The organism is Acinetobacter sp. CFCC 10889 (genome assembly GCF_003268395.1).
Classification (GTDB): Bacteria; Pseudomonadota; Gammaproteobacteria; order Pseudomonadales; family Moraxellaceae; genus Acinetobacter.
The window spans coordinates 1-15,874 of record NZ_LQXQ01000004.1 but is presented as its reverse complement, the minus strand read 5'-3'; the positions used below and the strand labels follow the sequence as shown (position 1 = coordinate 15,874).

Annotated in this window: 14 protein-coding genes and 1 pseudogene; 10 read left to right on the top strand and 5 right to left on the bottom strand. The window is 37.1% G+C overall.

Going from position 1 to position 15,874, the window contains the following annotated elements; all coding sequences use genetic code 11:
* Nucleotides 1-89: 89 nt before the first annotated feature.
* Nucleotides 90-722, bottom strand: coding sequence for an OmpA family protein (locus AVJ19_RS02125; RefSeq protein ID WP_111858170.1), 633 nt, complete (start codon nt 720-722; stop codon nt 90-92).
* Nucleotides 723-966: 244 nt separating this feature from the next.
* Here AVJ19_RS02125 and AVJ19_RS02120 point away from each other — a divergent pair, with 244 nt between their 5' ends.
* From AVJ19_RS02120 to AVJ19_RS02095, 6 genes are all read left to right on the top strand, one after another.
* The gene (locus AVJ19_RS02120) at nt 967-1,884 is read left to right on the top strand and encodes an acyltransferase (RefSeq protein WP_111858169.1); all 918 of its coding nucleotides are present in this window, start codon (nt 967-969) and stop codon (nt 1,882-1,884) included.
* 27 nt (nt 1,885-1,911) lie between these two features.
* Complete coding sequence (locus tag AVJ19_RS02115) at nt 1,912-2,961, top strand: preprotein translocase subunit SecA (RefSeq protein WP_111858168.1); 1,050 nt, start codon at nt 1,912-1,914, stop codon at nt 2,959-2,961.
* A 140-nt stretch (nt 2,962-3,101) separates the two neighbouring features.
* Nucleotides 3,102-3,833 carry a septum site-determining protein MinC gene (gene minC / locus AVJ19_RS02110; protein WP_111858167.1) on the top strand — a complete coding sequence of 244 codons (732 nt, stop codon included), beginning with the start codon at nt 3,102-3,104 and terminating at the stop codon, nt 3,831-3,833.
* 69 nt (nt 3,834-3,902) lie between these two features.
* Complete coding sequence (minD, locus tag AVJ19_RS02105; RefSeq protein ID WP_107008261.1) at nt 3,903-4,715, top strand: septum site-determining protein MinD; 813 nt, start codon at nt 3,903-3,905, stop codon at nt 4,713-4,715.
* Nucleotides 4,716-4,717: 2 nt separating this feature from the next.
* Nucleotides 4,718-4,990, top strand: coding sequence for a cell division topological specificity factor MinE (minE, locus tag AVJ19_RS02100; RefSeq protein WP_111858166.1), 273 nt, complete (start codon nt 4,718-4,720; stop codon nt 4,988-4,990).
* 279 nt (nt 4,991-5,269) lie between these two features.
* Nucleotides 5,270-5,557: a PA4642 family protein gene (locus tag AVJ19_RS02095; RefSeq protein WP_111858165.1), complete on the top strand. Its 288-nt coding sequence runs from the start codon at nt 5,270-5,272 to the stop codon at nt 5,555-5,557.
* A 62-nt stretch (nt 5,558-5,619) separates the two neighbouring features.
* On the opposite strand, the gene AVJ19_RS02090 is transcribed toward AVJ19_RS02095, so the two are convergent.
* Nucleotides 5,620-6,252: a LysE family transporter gene (locus tag AVJ19_RS02090; protein ID WP_111858164.1), complete on the bottom strand. Its 633-nt coding sequence runs from the start codon at nt 6,250-6,252 to the stop codon at nt 5,620-5,622.
* 217 nt (nt 6,253-6,469) lie between these two features.
* Complete coding sequence (locus AVJ19_RS02085) at nt 6,470-9,538, bottom strand: DNA translocase FtsK (RefSeq protein WP_111858163.1); 3,069 nt, start codon at nt 9,536-9,538, stop codon at nt 6,470-6,472.
* Nucleotides 9,539-9,810: 272 nt separating this feature from the next.
* Between AVJ19_RS02085 and trxB the strand changes: the two genes are divergently transcribed.
* The 4 genes and pseudogenes from trxB to AVJ19_RS02065 all read left to right on the top strand — a co-directional run bounded on the left by trxB (nt 9,811) and on the right by AVJ19_RS02065 (nt 14,162).
* Nucleotides 9,811-10,767, top strand: a complete 957-nt coding sequence (trxB, locus tag AVJ19_RS02080) for a thioredoxin-disulfide reductase (protein ID WP_111858162.1) — start codon at nt 9,811-9,813, stop codon at nt 10,765-10,767.
* A 207-nt stretch (nt 10,768-10,974) separates the two neighbouring features.
* Nucleotides 10,975-12,522, top strand: coding sequence for a class I SAM-dependent methyltransferase (locus AVJ19_RS02075; RefSeq protein ID WP_111858161.1), 1,548 nt, complete (start codon nt 10,975-10,977; stop codon nt 12,520-12,522).
* A gap of 59 nt (nt 12,523-12,581) precedes the next feature.
* Nucleotides 12,582-13,312 (top strand): annotated as a pseudogene (gene aat / locus AVJ19_RS02070) (leucyl/phenylalanyl-tRNA--protein transferase).
* A 34-nt stretch (nt 13,313-13,346) separates the two neighbouring features.
* Entirely contained in the window at nt 13,347-14,162 is an 816-nt protein-coding gene (locus AVJ19_RS02065; protein ID WP_111858160.1) for an arginyltransferase, read from the top strand.
* 17 nt (nt 14,163-14,179) lie between these two features.
* Here the strand turns inward: AVJ19_RS02065 and rimI are convergent, their stop codons facing one another.
* Nucleotides 14,180-14,641, bottom strand: coding sequence for a ribosomal protein S18-alanine N-acetyltransferase (gene rimI, locus AVJ19_RS02060; protein WP_111858159.1), 462 nt, complete (start codon nt 14,639-14,641; stop codon nt 14,180-14,182).
* 115 nt (nt 14,642-14,756) lie between these two features.
* Complete coding sequence (locus AVJ19_RS02055) at nt 14,757-15,638, bottom strand: metal-dependent hydrolase (RefSeq protein ID WP_111858158.1); 882 nt, start codon at nt 15,636-15,638, stop codon at nt 14,757-14,759.
* Nucleotides 15,639-15,874: the final 236 nt, after the last annotated feature.

Genomic DNA, 15,874 nt, shown 5'->3' with positions numbered 1-15,874 from the left:
CTTGCCTAATTTTTCATGACAATTTCCAAGCTTTTTAACAAATAAAAAACCACCCGAAGGTGGTTTTCCAAATCTATTTAAAAACTAAATTATTTAGTTTCGTAAACAGTAATTTCTACACGGCGGTTTTGTTCACGACCTGCTGGTGTTGAATTATCTGCGATTGGAGAAGTTGAACCATAACCTTTTGCAGTCATACGAGAAGCTGAAATCCCTTGACCAGCAAGATAGTTCAATACTGCACCAGCACGGTTTTGTGACAATGGAATATTGATACCATCATTACCTGTATTATCTGTATGACCATGAATCACAAGTGCTAATTTACCTGCTGTACCACCTTCAGCCAATACACGTGCAACATCATTTAATGCTGTTTGGAAACGTGGTTGAATCGTTGCAGAACTTGAAGCAAACGTTACGCTTGGCATCACCATGTTGATCGAACCATCTGGATTACGGTTTACATCAACACCCGTACCTGCAAGTTCTTGGCGTAAACGTTTTTCTTTTTGGTCAAGAAGTGCACCAGCACCAGCACCAACAACTGCACCAATTGCAGCCGCTTGACCCATTTTGTCTTTATCAGCATTTGAATAAGCAATACCAGCGCCGATTAACGCGCCTAAGCCAGTACCAATTGCAGCTTTATCATATTCCATGTTTTGGCAACCAGACAGTGCCAAAGCCCCTACTACAGCTGAAATTACAAGTGCACGCATTACATGCCTCCAAGGTTGGTGTTTTTCTATGAATGAAATAATGATTTAAATTATGCGCTTAAACCATTGACATTTTGTTAAAAATAACCCAAATCGTTACATTTTGAAATAAATAACTGAGTATTTGCAGTGATGTTCATCATAATTTATACATAGTTTAGCAATCAGACTTTTTAATTACCCGAACAACGACTATATTTAAAAGCGACCATGTACAAATAAAACTCTTTTCTAGGACTTTTCTATGTCATCTCAACAACAGAAACAACCTTTTTTAAAAAAAATAAGCAAAGGCTTCACTGTCAGTTCTGTGATTACAGGAAGTACTTTTTTTCATGGACCACCTGTACTTGCATTAGGTTTGACCAAATTATTTAAAAAATCTAAAAAGGTGGATGAAACCAATATTCAAATTACCAACAGTTGGTTAAGCGTGAATAATTGGTTAATTGATCACATATTACCAGAGACTCAATGGGATATTTCAGTTGATGATGATCTAAAACTGAGTATGCAGGGTCGCTATCTGATGACGTGTAACCATCAGAGTTGGGTCGATACCACTGTAAATCAATATTTTGGTTTAACCCGTATGCCACTCACCCGTTTCTTTACGAAATGGGAACTTATTTTTATTCCTTTTGTTGGGCAAGCCTTTAAAATTTTAGGCTTCCCGATGATGAAACGCCATAGCAAAGCACAAATCGAAAAAAATCCAGCTTTAAAACATCAAGATCTAGATGAAGCACGTAAAGCCTGTGAGCAACTTCTTAGCCAACCCTTTACCTTATTAAATTACTTAGAAGGTACCCGTTTTACTTCGGAAAAACATCAGCAGCAACAATCGCCTTATCAAAATTTACTTAAACCTAAAGCAGGTGGTTTGGCATTAGCTTTGAATATTTTAGGATATGAAATTGATGCTTTGGTTGATATGACTATTGTCTATCCTAATGGTGCACCAGGCTATGGTGAATTTTGGTTAGGTGAAGTACCTCGTATTGCAGTTAATCTTCGTAAAATTGAGATTCCAGCATGGGTGCTTGGTGGAGATTATGAAGAAGATGCTGAATATCGTGCCAAATTTCAGCATTGGGTTGATGAGTTATGGCAAGACAAAGATCAGCTCATCACAACCATGAAACAACAATATCAAAACTAAAATAGCATAAAGAAAATAAGGATTGTTATGACAGAACAGGCTACAGTGAAGCAAAAAAGTATCCGCCCAGAGAATCACAATACCTTGGGTTGGAAACTATTTTTAGTGTATGACATTTTCATGATGGGCATCATTGTCTTCAACCTGTTTTGTCTATGCGCTAACTTATTTTTAATGAGTAGTTTTGGGCAATTATTTTTTAATGAGATTCATCTACCTGAAGTATTGGCTTTTTATCGCTCTGATTTGCATCCATTGGTGATCAAAACTGAAGGTTGGTTTATTTTATTTTTAGTGGCTGAACTCGCTGTTCGTTGGATCATTGCGATTATTTATAAACATCATCACCGCTGGTTCTTCTTTCCTTTTATTCATTGGTATGAAGTTTTAGCGATTATTCCTTACTTACGTTTCTTACGTTTGATTCGTGCGGGAATCATTGCTTATCGTTTACATGAGTTAGGTTATAAAGTCATTCCTGACAATATCATGAAAATAGTCCTATTCTATTATCGTGTGGTCATGGAGGAATTGTCTGACCGTGTTGTAGTCTCTGTAATTGATGGCATCAAATATGAACTAGATACCAGTTCAAGTCATAAAAAAATTATTCATGATTTGGTCGATCATCACCGAGAAATGTTTGCACAAGTTTTAGCAGAAATTTTACAAGATGCACTTGCAACAGAGCTCAAAGCACAACAACGTTTAATTGCGGACAATGTTGGTCAAATCGTGAAACAAGCCATTGAAGATACACCACAACTGACCCAACTACTTAGATTGATTCCTATCGCAGGTAGTATGATTGAAAATCAAATCCAAAATATTGGTCAACGTTTGGGTGAGAATATTACCAATGGTTTAATTGATCCACTAACCGCAGGCTCGCATGCACAACCAAATCAAATTTATACGCTCATTTCTGAAAAAGTCAGTCATCTAAATATTGAAAATAAAGCCTTAGAACAATTGGTCGAATCAGCAGTCTATGAAAGCTTAGCTTCTGTGCGTAAACAAGTAAAAATTAAACAATGGCAGATTGAACTTGAAAAATATGACCAAGCCAATGATTAAGTGATTCAAAGATTGAACAAATCAATGCAAATATTTGTATCTATGCTAGAGAATTCAGTGAATTTGTTCTAGCATTTGAGCAGTTTTTACAGTTTGACTTTATTTATAATTTTCAGGTGATAAGCCTTTAAGGAATAGTTATGGCTGATATACGGATTACAGGCAGAATGGTTAATTTTACCCGATTAACCTTTGATACAAATGACCATGATGCTATCCGCCAGCAACTTAGCGCAATGATGACAGAAACCTCTTATCAAGGGGCTTTAGTGATTATCGACAGTACAGTTGAACAAGAACTCATTGCACTGATTCAGCTTTTAATTAGCCTAGATTTACAACCAATGGGTGTAATTGATGGGATTTTAAGCGAACAAGCTCAAGCTATCCAATTTCCGATCCTACCTTCTGATCGACCTTTGCAACGGATTAAAGCAACGAAAGAACAGGTAGTTGCAGCATCGGCAACAGATTCAAATGCAGATCACAACCTAGATGCTTCTTCCAAGCTTACACAACAACACACTACGACAGGTCATATTACGTCTTATCATGACGAAATTTTGCGGACTGGACAGTGTTTAGTACAAGACCATGGTGACATCATTTTGAATGCAGGGATAAATAGTGGTTCTGAAGTGATTGCTTCGGGAAATATACATATTTATGGCAGTGTTCGTGGTAGAGTCATCGCAGGTGCAGGCGGAAATACTGCGGCAAGAATTTTTTGTCATTCCTTGGAAGCTGAATTGGTTTCTATTGCAGGTACATATTGTGTGGCAGACGATATTCCAATGGAATTCATTAAAAAGTCAGTACATATTTACTTGAATGAGCAACAAGAACTTGAGTTTTCAGTTCTGCAATTTTAATGTATAAATTAACACCATAATAAACGCCCCTCACAAAGGGGATGAATGACCATAACAGGAGTGGATTCGGTGGCCAAAATTGTTGTCGTTACATCAGGCAAAGGTGGCGTAGGTAAAACTACAACAAGTGCATCTTTTGCAACAGGACTAGCCCTTCGTGGTCATAAAACTGTTGTTATTGATTTTGATGTCGGTCTACGAAACTTAGACTTAATCATGGGTTGTGAACGCCGTGTCGTTTATGACTTCGTCAATGTTTTAAATAATGAAGCACGTTTACAACAAGCTTTAATTCGTGATAAAGACATTGAAAATCTTTATATTTTACCTGCTTCACAAACCCGTGATAAAGATGCCTTAACAGATGAAGGTGTTGCACGTGTTATGGATGAGCTTTCACAAGAGTTTGATTATATTATTTGTGACTCACCTGCGGGCATCGAACGTGGTGCAATCTTAGCAATGTATCATGCTGATGAAGCTATTATTGTGACAAATCCAGAAATTTCTTCAGTTCGAGATTCTGACCGTATCATTGGAATGCTAGACAGCAAAACCAAGAAAATCGAAAATAACGAAGGACGTGTACGTAAGCATTTATGTATCACACGTTTCAACCCAGAACGTGCGGATAAACAAGAAATGTTGACGATTGACGATATTTCTAAAGATATTTTACGCATTCCAACACTCGGTGTGATTCCTGAGTGTCCAAGCGTGTTACAAGCATCGAATGAAGGTAAACCTGTTATTCTATATACAGAAGCAAGTGCGGGACAAGCTTACGATGACTTAGTTGCACGTTTCCTTGGTGAAGATCGTCCATATCGACATATTACGGTGAAGCCTAAAGGTTGGTTAGCTAGATTATTTGGAGCGTAAGAATGGCGGGATTTTGGAGTAAATTATTTAGTGGTGATGATAAGCCCTCAAGTGCACAAACTGCTAAAGACCGTTTAAAAGTTATTGTTGCCTCTGAACAAGGTTTAGGTAAACGTTTGAGTCAAGATAAAATTGACCAAATGAAAAAAGAAATCATGCAAGTTGTAAACCGCTATGTACGTGGCGTAGATGAGCAACACATTCAAATGTCTGTCCGTTCAGAAGCAAATATTGAAATGCTGGAAATGAATATCAATTTACCTGAAGAACGTTAATTTCATAATTGATTAGTCAAGTGAATTGATTCAGGGCAAAATATGAGACTGGAATAGCAAACTTAAAGCAACGCTTTAAGGATTTACCCAGTCGCAAGGCGAGAAGCTGTACTTTGAGTAGACTTGATGAGTGAAATTTAAAAATTTGCTCATTTTATATTTTGCCCTTTTTATTCGACATAATTCAGAAAACCTTTGCAGTATTCCTTATAAAAAGTTTTAAAAAAGCTTTCTATAATACTGAAGAATGTCAATTTTTTATTTTGAGGAGATGCTGTTATGGCACTTTCACAGCCAGCAACGTTCAACGAAGAGTGGTCGGACGAGCGTGTTTTTGCCTACTTAGATCAGTTAGCTCCAACAGGTGTCAATACCGATTTTCATGTGCTTTATCACTCTTTTAAACACATGCGCCCTTTTGACTATGAACGCTTGTTAAATAAATTTATTGCAGATGGTCGTGACCTCAATGCAACGAATCCTGAAGGTCAACGTATCCACGATGTGATCGCACAATATCCTCGCCAAAGAGATGGATTTTTAGAGGTTTTGGCTAAATTTGCCTAATCTAAGAAAAATAAAAACCTGCTAAAATTGCAGGTTTTTTTATATTTAACGATAAAATTTAATTATTTATTTGCAATCAAATAAGCACCAAAAGCAGTAAATATCCCACCTGACACACCATCAATCCATTTTGCAGCATTTTGATAAGCTGTTTTAAAACTTGGTAATGAAAATACAAAAACCACAAAGCTAAACCAGATTAAAGTTTCAACCCCAATGATCACCCACATCACTGCATGCAAATGATCCAATTGTGGATTAGCTAAAAACATCGAAAATACACTTCCAAAGTAAATCACCGCTTTGGGATTAGATAAATTCGTCAACAAACCTTTGATAAAAAATCGAAAATGACTTTTTGGAAGTTCAATATTCACTATTTCATTGGGCTGTTGATTGTTTTTTTGTTTAGAAAAAGCTGACTTCAACATTTGAAAACCCAACCAACATAAATAAACTCCGCCCAACACCATCATAATTTGCTTTAACCAAACAAATTTTTCAAAAATGATATTCAAACCAATTAAGGCAAAAAATGCCCAAAGTAAGACGGCAACTGTAATCCCCAAAACAACACACATTGCTTGACTACGTGAACGACTAATCGCTGTTTGTGTTACCACAAAAAAGTCTGGTCCAGGCGTAATCAAGGCACAAAAATGAATAAAGACTAAGGTACTTAATGCCAATAACATGTGAAATGACCTTGAGAATAAAAAGTTATTTTATCCTAAAAATAATCACATACACATCGGATTGCAAAACTCAGCGAAAATAATTGAGCAAAAAATTAAAACCACACATTTTTGATCATTTTGGGAGTAGGCATTAGGCTATTGTTATTACTGTCAATTTATTTAGAACTGACAGGACAGTTGCAATGAGCCTAAACCCATTACAACTTTTTAAAGATTACACCAAAATTTCCCGTTTACCATTTGGTCCCATTGAGCTCACGATGCCATTTTCTTCCATCTGATCAACAATACGTGCCGCACGGTTGTAGCCAAGGCTAAATTTACGCTGTAAAGAAGACACTGAAACTTTACGTGTTTCAAGTACAAATGACACACATTGATCATATAAAGCATCACGATTCGGATCAGCGTCACCATCTTCAAAGCCTTTTGAAGTTGGTTCTTCATCATATGGTGTTAAAATTTCATCAACATAATCTGGATCACCACGTTCACGCCATGCATCACAAATGCGATTCACTTCATCATCAGAAATAAAGGCACCATGCACACGTTCAGGCTCAATTTTACCTGGCCCTAAGAACAACATGTCACCATGACCTAATAAATCTTCTGCCCCACCAGCATCCAAAATGGTACGTGAGTCAATTTTACTGTTCACACGCAATGCTACGCGAGTTGGAATATTCGCCTTGATTAAACCCGTAATCACATCTACAGATGGACGTTGTGTTGCTAAAAGCAAATGAATACCTGCTGCACGTGATTTTTGTGCCAATCGAGTAATCATTTCTTCAGCTTTTTTACCAACTTGCATGATCATATCTGCAAACTCATCAGCAACAATCACAATTGAAGGCAATGGTTGTAAACGCGGTGCACGCTCTTGTGTAGCAGAGTCTGATGGCTTCCATGTTGGGTCAATCAAATCTTCCCCATTGGCTATGGCTTCTTCCACCTTACGGTTATAGTCTGCCAATTTACGAATTTTCAAAAACGACATAAGCTTATAACGGCGTTCCATTTCATTCACACACCAATTCAATGCACTGACCGCATCTTTCATGTCAGTAACAACAGGGGTTAATAAATGTGGAATATCGTTGTAGTTGGCAAGCTCAAGCTGTTTGGGGTCAATCAGAATCAAACGCAATTGATCAGGCGTATATTTCAATAACATGGATAAAATCATTGAGTTGACCGCAACTGATTTACCTGAACCTGTTGTCCCTGCAACCAACATATGCGGTGCTTTACCCAAATCAGTAATCACAGGATTACCCGAAATATCTTTACCCATTGCCATTGAAAGTAATCCTGCAGGATCTTTAAATGATGGGGTTTCCAATAATTCAATCAAACGAACCATTTCACGAGCACTGTTCGGTACTTCGATCCCGATATAAGGCTTCCCTGGAATTACCTCAACTACACGTACTGAAGCCATTGACATAGAACGAGCTAAATCACGTGAAATATTTGTTACCTTAGATGCTTTTACACCTGGTGCTAAATCTAGTTCAAAACGTGTTACCACAGGACCTGGCTGTGCTTCAATCACTTTGGCTTTAACATTAAACTCTTGTAATTTAATTTCTAACAATTCAGACAAGCGTGCCAATTGTTCAGCTGTATAGTTAACCTTTTTATTCGGATCAACTTTATCTAATAACTCAAAACTAGGTAGTGTTGGTAAATCTTTACGCTTTTGCGCCACTTGCATTGCACGTGACATTGGACGACCAAAAGCATCGGTGAGTGGCGCATCCAAATCAAATTCTTCATCCAACTCATCTTCTTCAACAGGTTTACCAGCTGTCTCTTGCCAAGCTTCTCTAAACGCATCTTTATCTGAAGAAATACGTGATTTTTCTTCTTCAGAAACAACTGAAGTCATTAAATTGGTTTGAATTTCAGCTTTTACTAAAGGTGAAGATTGTGCATAACTACTGGTGGTACACACTTCTAGCTGAGCCGCTATTTTTGGATCAATCGGCTCATCAGCAAGATGAGCTAAATCATCTAATTCAGCAGCCAAACGATGTGCATCATCTACATGGTGGCGTTTCGTTGATTGTACTTGGTCAAACTCTGAAAAATGCGCTTCTGAATTGTGCTCTGTCTGCGGATTAAATGGACGATGTACATCAGTTGCAGCACTATCTTTCGGCACAACTGCCAATAAATCATCAAAAACTTGATCATCATCCCAATCTAAATTTTGATCGTCATGTGTAGATTGCTTGAATGCTGTTGTATTGTGTTCAGTATGTACTTTGTTATTCAATACATCAGAAGAAGATGACTGGAAATTATCTAGCCCATCTTCTGAAGCACGTAGTAGCGCATCAATATCGCGATTATGATCTTGATTTTGCTCCAATGGCTTCCAAACCTCACCCGTAGGCACAAAACGCTTACTTTCTTCTTGTAAACGGTGTGCTTTTGCTAAAGTTTGTTCTAGTTCTTCATCTTCAAGTTCATTTGCAGATGATGCCGACTGTTGAGCTTGATGCTCCTGATCAACCATATCATCAAACAAACGTTCAGCTACTTGTGCATGTTTACTTGCCGTTGCTGTTTTAGCAACATTCATTTGTGCAACAACTTCAGTGTGTTCTTTTTGCTGTTCAGGCTCTACTACTTTCTTCTTAGTTTTGGCAACTGGCTTAGGCTCAGCAGTCAGATCATAAGCAGACTCACTTTCAGGCACATTTTTATAGAATAAATCTTGCAAATATGCAGGTGTTGCCTTGAGTGTCGCCCATGTTTTATTCCACTGAATACCAAAAGCTAAAGTACATAACACACCAAGTAAGAACAATAAAAATGCACATGCCCCATAAATGGTCAACAATTGAGAAAGGCTTTCACCTAACTCATAGCCAATAATACCACCTGACGCATTTGCCAAGGTATCAGCAGGAACATTCCACAACAGATACAATAAACTAGCACTGGCCAGTAAAATAAAAAACTGCGCAGCATAGCGAAAAGGCATACTCAGGAAACTTCTCGGCCACCACACTTGGATCGCTTCAACAAAGAGATAAAAGGGAATGAGTAAACTCGCCCACCCTAAGAATCCAAAGAGTAAATCAGCAATCCACGCCCCAGCCACGCCACTGGCATTAGACACTTGTTGCGTGTCACTTGAGATATGCATCCAGCCTGGATCAAATGGGGTATATGTTACTGTCGCTAAAAACAGATAAATCCCAAATGAAATCAAGAATAATGTTAATAAAAAGCGCTGTGCATAAACACTCGACACCGCAGTCATATACTGTCCTGTAACCAATTATTCATTAATGTACTTTTGATGAAACGAATCACTTTCTTCATAGAAGAAATCTTTATATTATGCACCTGTTCTTACAAAAAAGATGCAAGATTGTTGCAGTATGTTGTTAAGTTATTTGTATATATTCGGTATATGGTTCAATTCGATTTAGCTCATCAGTTTTATCGACATTGAACACCCCCAATCACATTCAACTTTCACGTATAATTTTAACAGATTCTATATTTTCTGATATAAAAAGGATGGCATACATGAGCGCTCGTCACTCACGTTTAATTATTTTAGGTTCTGGTCCTGCGGGTTATAGCGCCGCTGTTTATGCTGCACGTGCCAATTTAAAACCAACTTTAATTGCAGGTATGCAGTTGGGTGGACAACTGACCACAACAACTGAAGTAGATAACTGGCCGGGTGACCCAGAAGGTTTAACAGGTCCTGCTTTAATGGAACGTATGCAAGCACATGCTGAACGTTTTGGCACTGAAATTTTATATGATCATATCAATGAGGTAGACGTTACTGTACGTCCATTCGTACTCAAAGGTGATATGGAAGAATATACCTGTGACGCTCTCATTATCGCAACAGGTGCAACAGCACAATACTTAGGTTTAGAATCTGAACAAGCGTTTATGGGACAAGGTGTAAGCGCATGTGCAACTTGTGATGGTTTCTTCTATAAAAACCAAAATGTCATGGTTGTTGGTGGTGGTAATACTGCGGTTGAAGAAGCTTTATATTTATCCAATATCGCATCGCATGTCACTTTAGTACATCGTCGTGACAAATTACGCTCTGAGAAAATTTTGCAGGATCATCTTTTTGAAAAAGAAAAAGAAGGCAAAATTAGTATTATCTGGAATCATGCAGTTGAAGAAGTACTTGGTGATGATGCATCAGGTGTCACGTCAGTTCGTTTAAAATCAACACTTGATGATTCTCAGCAAGATGTTGCGGTCACAGGTTTATTTGTTGCTATTGGTCACAAACCAAATACAACAATGTTTGAAGGTCAGCTTGAGCTACGTAATGGTTATATCCAAGTCCACAGTGGCACAGCAGGTAACGCAACTGCAACATCTGTTGCGGGCGTATTTGCAGCAGGTGATGTTGCTGATGATGTTTATCGCCAAGCAATTACTTCAGCGGGTTCAGGTTGTATGGCTGCACTAGATGCTGATCGTTATTTAGATGGTTTAGATAAATAATTTTTTGCCCTACAACCAATAAAAACGCTAGCAATGGCGGTTTTTTTATTGTTACTACACCAATTACTCCCAATATTACATAAAATATAATTTTTTTATTTGAATAGTATTGCTTTTTAGTGCCAACTTATTGCATCTTAATGATGCTTTTATACACTCAGTTCTCACAATAAATTTTATTAAAATCTAAATATTTAAGGGTAAAAAATGAGCATTACATGGACAGATGGCTACCAAACAGAAGTAAATTATACCTACGGTTATTACAAAGATTTAAGTCCGAACTATCAAAAATTTTGCTTATTACTCAATGGTGTAGACAGCCCAAGTTCAAATGAAACCCATTTTCATTGTGAATTAGGCTTTGGACAAGGTGTCAGCTTAAATATTCATGCTGCATCTAGCCTAGGACTTTTTATAGGTACTGACTTTAATCCTGCACATGCTGCACATGCCACCATGCTTGCAGAGCAAAGCCAAACACCACACCAATTTTATGATGCAAGTTTTGAAGAACTACTTAATAAAGATTTACCGATGTTAAACTCTATCAGCCTACATGGTATTTGGAGTTGGATCAGCCATGAAAATCAGCATATTATTTTAAAATTTATCCGAAAATATCTAAAACCCAATGGTATTGTCTATATCAGTTACAACTGTCTCACAGGTTGGGCTGCAAATATGCCTGTTCGTGAATTATTCCATAGCCATTTTAAATTCAACAGTACAAGCACTAATCCAATTCAAAAAGTCAAAGACTCACTGGCATTCAGTGAAGCACTTTTACAACAGAATCCAAATTTTGCCAAACGCAATCCAAATGCATTAAATAAAGTCCAAGATTTACAAAAGCAAAATCCAAACTATCTTATTCATGAATACCTCAATCAAGACTGGCAATGCTTTTCATTTCAACAGGTGGTGCGTATTTTAGAAGATGAAAAACTCACTTACGCAGGATCTACAGACTTAAATACCCATCTCGATAACATCAACTTTTCTGAAGAACATCAACAATTTTTAAATCAAATTGAACATCCTATTTTCAAAGAACAATGCCGTGATTATTTTGCGAATACACAGTTTAGACGTGATTTATTTATTCGTGGCAAAAATACATTAACCCCTCAACAAACCCAAGAGCGTTTACGTAATACCGCTTTTGTAATTTTAACTGCACCTGAAAATTTCCCTAAAACAATTACAGGTTATTTAGGTGAATTTAATTTACTCCCAGATGTATATGAACCTTTGGGTAAATTATTTAAGCAAGAAAATTATGCACCACAAACCATTGCACAAATCGAAAAGTTGTTACCAAACCAATCTTATGCAAAAATTTTAAATGCTTTGATCATTTTATGTCATCTTGGTCTAGCACAGCCTTGCCAAGCAGAAATCTCGACAGAAATGCTTAAACATGCTCATCAACTCAATCACTTCATTCTTAAGCAAGCAAGCTTTCATAGCAGCTATCAAGTTTTAGCTAACCCAATTTCAGGTATTGGTTTAAATACTGATCAATTTACCCAATTGTTCTATCGTGCGCATTTCATTGATGGTTTAAAAACTGCCAAACAATTCGCTGAATATGTACAAAATGTTTTAGATGAATTGGGCTGGTTTGTAATCGAACAAGGTGAAACCATTCAAGATAAAGCACAAAGTTTAAAAATTTTGCAGGACAAAGCGAAAAAATTCTTGGACAGAGATTTAATACAAATCGCTAAACAATTGAAACTTTTTGCATAACTTCTATAAAACATTCCTAAAAAAGATCAGCTAATATAAAGCTGATCTTTTGCTTTCTGATAACTATGTTAAACCTCTCACAATTTTCATTTCCAGATCCGATCCAATCCGACCCAGAAGGTGAAGGACTGATTTGTATTGGTGCAGATCTGCATCCTGCGACATTATTTGAAGCCTATTCACATGGTCTGTTTCCTTGGTTTTCAGAAGGCGAACCCATCTGTTGGTGGAGTCCTGAACCACGCTGTATCATCCGACCATTGGATTATCATCCAAGTAAATCACTTGTGCGTAACATGAAAAAGTTTGATTATAAAATCACAATCAATCAAGCTTTTGAACAAGTGATTCGCTCATGCTCACTTCCACGTACCTATGCAGATGAAACATGGATTTCAGAAGATATTATTCAAGGCTATTGTGCATTATTTCAAGCAGGCTATGCTTACAGTGTTGAAGTTTGGGATCAAGAGCGATTAGTAGGCGGTTTATATGGTGTCAGTATTGGACATGGTTGCTTTGGTGAATCTATGTTTAGTACGCAAACCGATGTTTCTAAAATGGCATTTTATACATTAATGTTACTTGGTCGTGAAAACAATTACCTTGGATTGACTGCCAATTGGTCAATGATCACCTGTTAAGTCTAGGTGCATGTACACTTTCTCGCCAAGACTACTTAAAATCGTTACAAGATGTAATTAAATGCCCCTCTATAGATTGGAAAAGTTATCAAGAACGTGTATTTTCAAGTAAAACAATAGCGCAAACTGCAAAATTAATGGACTGAAAAATAACTGGATTAGAAAGAGGGACAAATCGTTATGAACTCATATCAGCCTAAGTCCCGATTGAATGACTTACAATATTATATTACCCCGCCACATGGCTGCAGTTATTTAGCAGAAAAATCTGCACGTATGGTGTTTTTAGACCCTGCCCACCGCATTGATGTGGTGACGCTTTCCGAATTATCACGTATGGGTTTTCGTCGCAGTGGTGATTTTGTTTATCGCCCTGAATGTCATTTATGTCGACAATGCCTCTCCTGCCGTGTGCCTGTTGATGAATTTAAAATGAACAGTACACAAAAAAAAGCATGGAAACGCAATCAAGACTTAACGATGAAAATTGTATCTACACAAGATGCAAATATCATGCACTATCAGCTTTATGAACGTTATATCAATGAACGTCATGCTGATGGCGATATGTTCCCCCCTAGTTATGACCAATTTGAGAAATTTTTAATTCATAGCTGTAGTGATAGCTTTTTTTTAGAACTTTGGAAAGATGATCACCTGATTAGCGTATCGACCTGCGATACACTCGATGATGGTATTTCTGCGGTTTATACTTTTTTTGATCCTAATGAAAGTCGCCGCTCATTAGGCGTATTTGCTATTTTAAAACAAATCGAATATGTCAAATCGCTACAACAAGACTATGTATACTTAGGCTATTGGGTTCCTCATTCACAAAAAATGAATTATAAATCACAATATGCCCCCTTTGAACTCTTACTTGATGGACAATGGCGACATATTAGCCGCCATTTAGATGCTGAAGAAATTAATAAACTCGGCAATATGCTGATGACAACTTTACCATCAGAATGGAATGAACCTATCATAAAATAATGATTATTTTCAAAACCTTAAAGCTTAAATAATTGTGAAAAATCTTCAGTACAAGTTTTTACCATAATAATGGCATGTTCACGACCACCCTCTTTATTTGGATAATAATTTTTACGCAGATCAATTTGATGAAAATCAGACTTTTCATATAAAGCAATTGCAGCGAGATTAGACTCACGTACTTCCAAAAAAATCTGAATTGGATTGTTTTTTAAAAATTGAATAGATTCTGCTAATAATTGATAACCATAACCCTTGCCTTGCTGCTGAGGGTCAACCGCCATTAACAACAAATTCGCTTCATCCAATACAGGTTGTAAAATACAAAACCCCACAACTTGCCCATGCATTTCAAGCACTGTGCTTTGGTAACTTTGAATCGAATCCTGAAATTGACTGAGTGTCCAAGGATGTGTTTGAACAAGATTTTCAATACGAGAGACTGCATTTAAATCTGAGGCTTGCATTAAACGAATCATCTTCGTTCATCAACTTTTATAAGCAAAAAGTGAATTATAAGAATTTCTATATAGAAGTCTAATAAAAAAGGAAGATTTATCAAACCTTCCCTTATTCACAACAAATCAGCGTAAATTAAATGCCTAATTTAGCTTTCCATATTTCTAATAATTCAACAGTATCTAAATCATTTGGATGAAAACTTGGACGGAAATAAGCCAACATTTCTTTGGTCATGCCTGCGATAATCCCTTTCGATGGACTATAGGCATATTTATAAATTGTACCCAACTCTTTTAAATTCAGCTTACCATCATTTTTCAGTAAACGGATAACAAATGATGATTGTGCACTAAAAATTAACGCCATTGCGATCACTAATGCTGTACTACGCAAAGCATATGCTTTTAAACCCGTGCCAAATACACCTTCATAGACATCAAATGCAACAGCTTTATGCTCATTTTCTTCAACGGCATGCCAAAACCACATATAAGACATTGTTGGATCAGTCATGAGTTCTTGAATATGTGGATTACGCAATAACTCAGAAGCGATTGTCGCTGTAAAGTGCTCAAGTGCAGTCGTTGCCGTTAAATCTACCATTTCTTGTGTCATACCAAATGGCTTCACCGCACGAGCAAACCATTTACGTGCACCTTGGATTAAACGCCCCGTTTCACGCTCATGCTTCGCAACATCATGACCATATTTTTGCGCTGATGCATTAAAGCCCACATGTTCTTGTGTGTGCATCGCTTCTTGCCCAATAAAAGCACTGATTTCTTTTTGCAATGCCTCATTGTCTTTAATTGCAGGATGGTGACGCACCGCACGAACAGAATCAATAAATAGTTTTTCACCATCAGGAAATAATGCTGATAATGCGGTCATAAAATGAGTAATACCCGCAGACTCATTTGCCCAATATTCAGGGACATTATCAAAGTTAAAATTCATTCGACGCACTGGAAATGAAGCACCTGCACGGTTTGAAATATTGACTTTAGCATTCATTTGCACTGACTCCTTTTTTAGTGAAAGGTCACTAATTCTTTATAATTTAATTTCTTACTACTTATATTACTTTTTTATGAATATTCGATAATTGCAGATTAGGTCACAGAAATATCACTTAAGGACACCTTTACAAGATATTGTTCGACAATAATAATTTACTGATGGTAAAAATAAAATATTGATGCATAAAAAAGCGCCCCAAAAAGGAGCGCTCTTTTTCACACAATCAGATG

Excerpts from the sequence above, each read along its gene's own strand:
- AVJ19_RS02125 (WP_111858170.1), bottom strand. The coding sequence starts at position 722 with ATGCGTGCACTTGTAATTTCAGCTGTAGTAGGGGCTTTGGCACTGTCT.
- AVJ19_RS02120 (WP_111858169.1), top strand. The coding sequence starts at position 967 with ATGTCATCTCAACAACAGAAACAACCTTTTTTAAAAAAAATAAGCAAA.
- AVJ19_RS02115 (WP_111858168.1), top strand. The coding sequence starts at position 1,912 with ATGACAGAACAGGCTACAGTGAAGCAAAAAAGTATCCGCCCAGAGAAT.
- minC (WP_111858167.1), top strand. The coding sequence starts at position 3,102 with ATGGCTGATATACGGATTACAGGCAGAATGGTTAATTTTACCCGATTA.
- minE (WP_111858166.1), top strand. The coding sequence starts at position 4,718 with ATGGCGGGATTTTGGAGTAAATTATTTAGTGGTGATGATAAGCCCTCA.
- AVJ19_RS02095 (WP_111858165.1), top strand. The coding sequence starts at position 5,270 with ATGGCACTTTCACAGCCAGCAACGTTCAACGAAGAGTGGTCGGACGAG.
- AVJ19_RS02090 (WP_111858164.1), bottom strand. The coding sequence starts at position 6,252 with ATGTTATTGGCATTAAGTACCTTAGTCTTTATTCATTTTTGTGCCTTG.
- AVJ19_RS02085 (WP_111858163.1), bottom strand. The coding sequence starts at position 9,538 with ATGACTGCGGTGTCGAGTGTTTATGCACAGCGCTTTTTATTAACATTA.
- trxB (WP_111858162.1), top strand. The coding sequence starts at position 9,811 with ATGAGCGCTCGTCACTCACGTTTAATTATTTTAGGTTCTGGTCCTGCG.
- AVJ19_RS02075 (WP_111858161.1), top strand. The coding sequence starts at position 10,975 with ATGAGCATTACATGGACAGATGGCTACCAAACAGAAGTAAATTATACC.
- AVJ19_RS02065 (WP_111858160.1), top strand. The coding sequence starts at position 13,347 with ATGAACTCATATCAGCCTAAGTCCCGATTGAATGACTTACAATATTAT.
- rimI (WP_111858159.1), bottom strand. The coding sequence starts at position 14,641 with ATGATTCGTTTAATGCAAGCCTCAGATTTAAATGCAGTCTCTCGTATT.
- AVJ19_RS02055 (WP_111858158.1), bottom strand. The coding sequence starts at position 15,638 with ATGAATGCTAAAGTCAATATTTCAAACCGTGCAGGTGCTTCATTTCCA.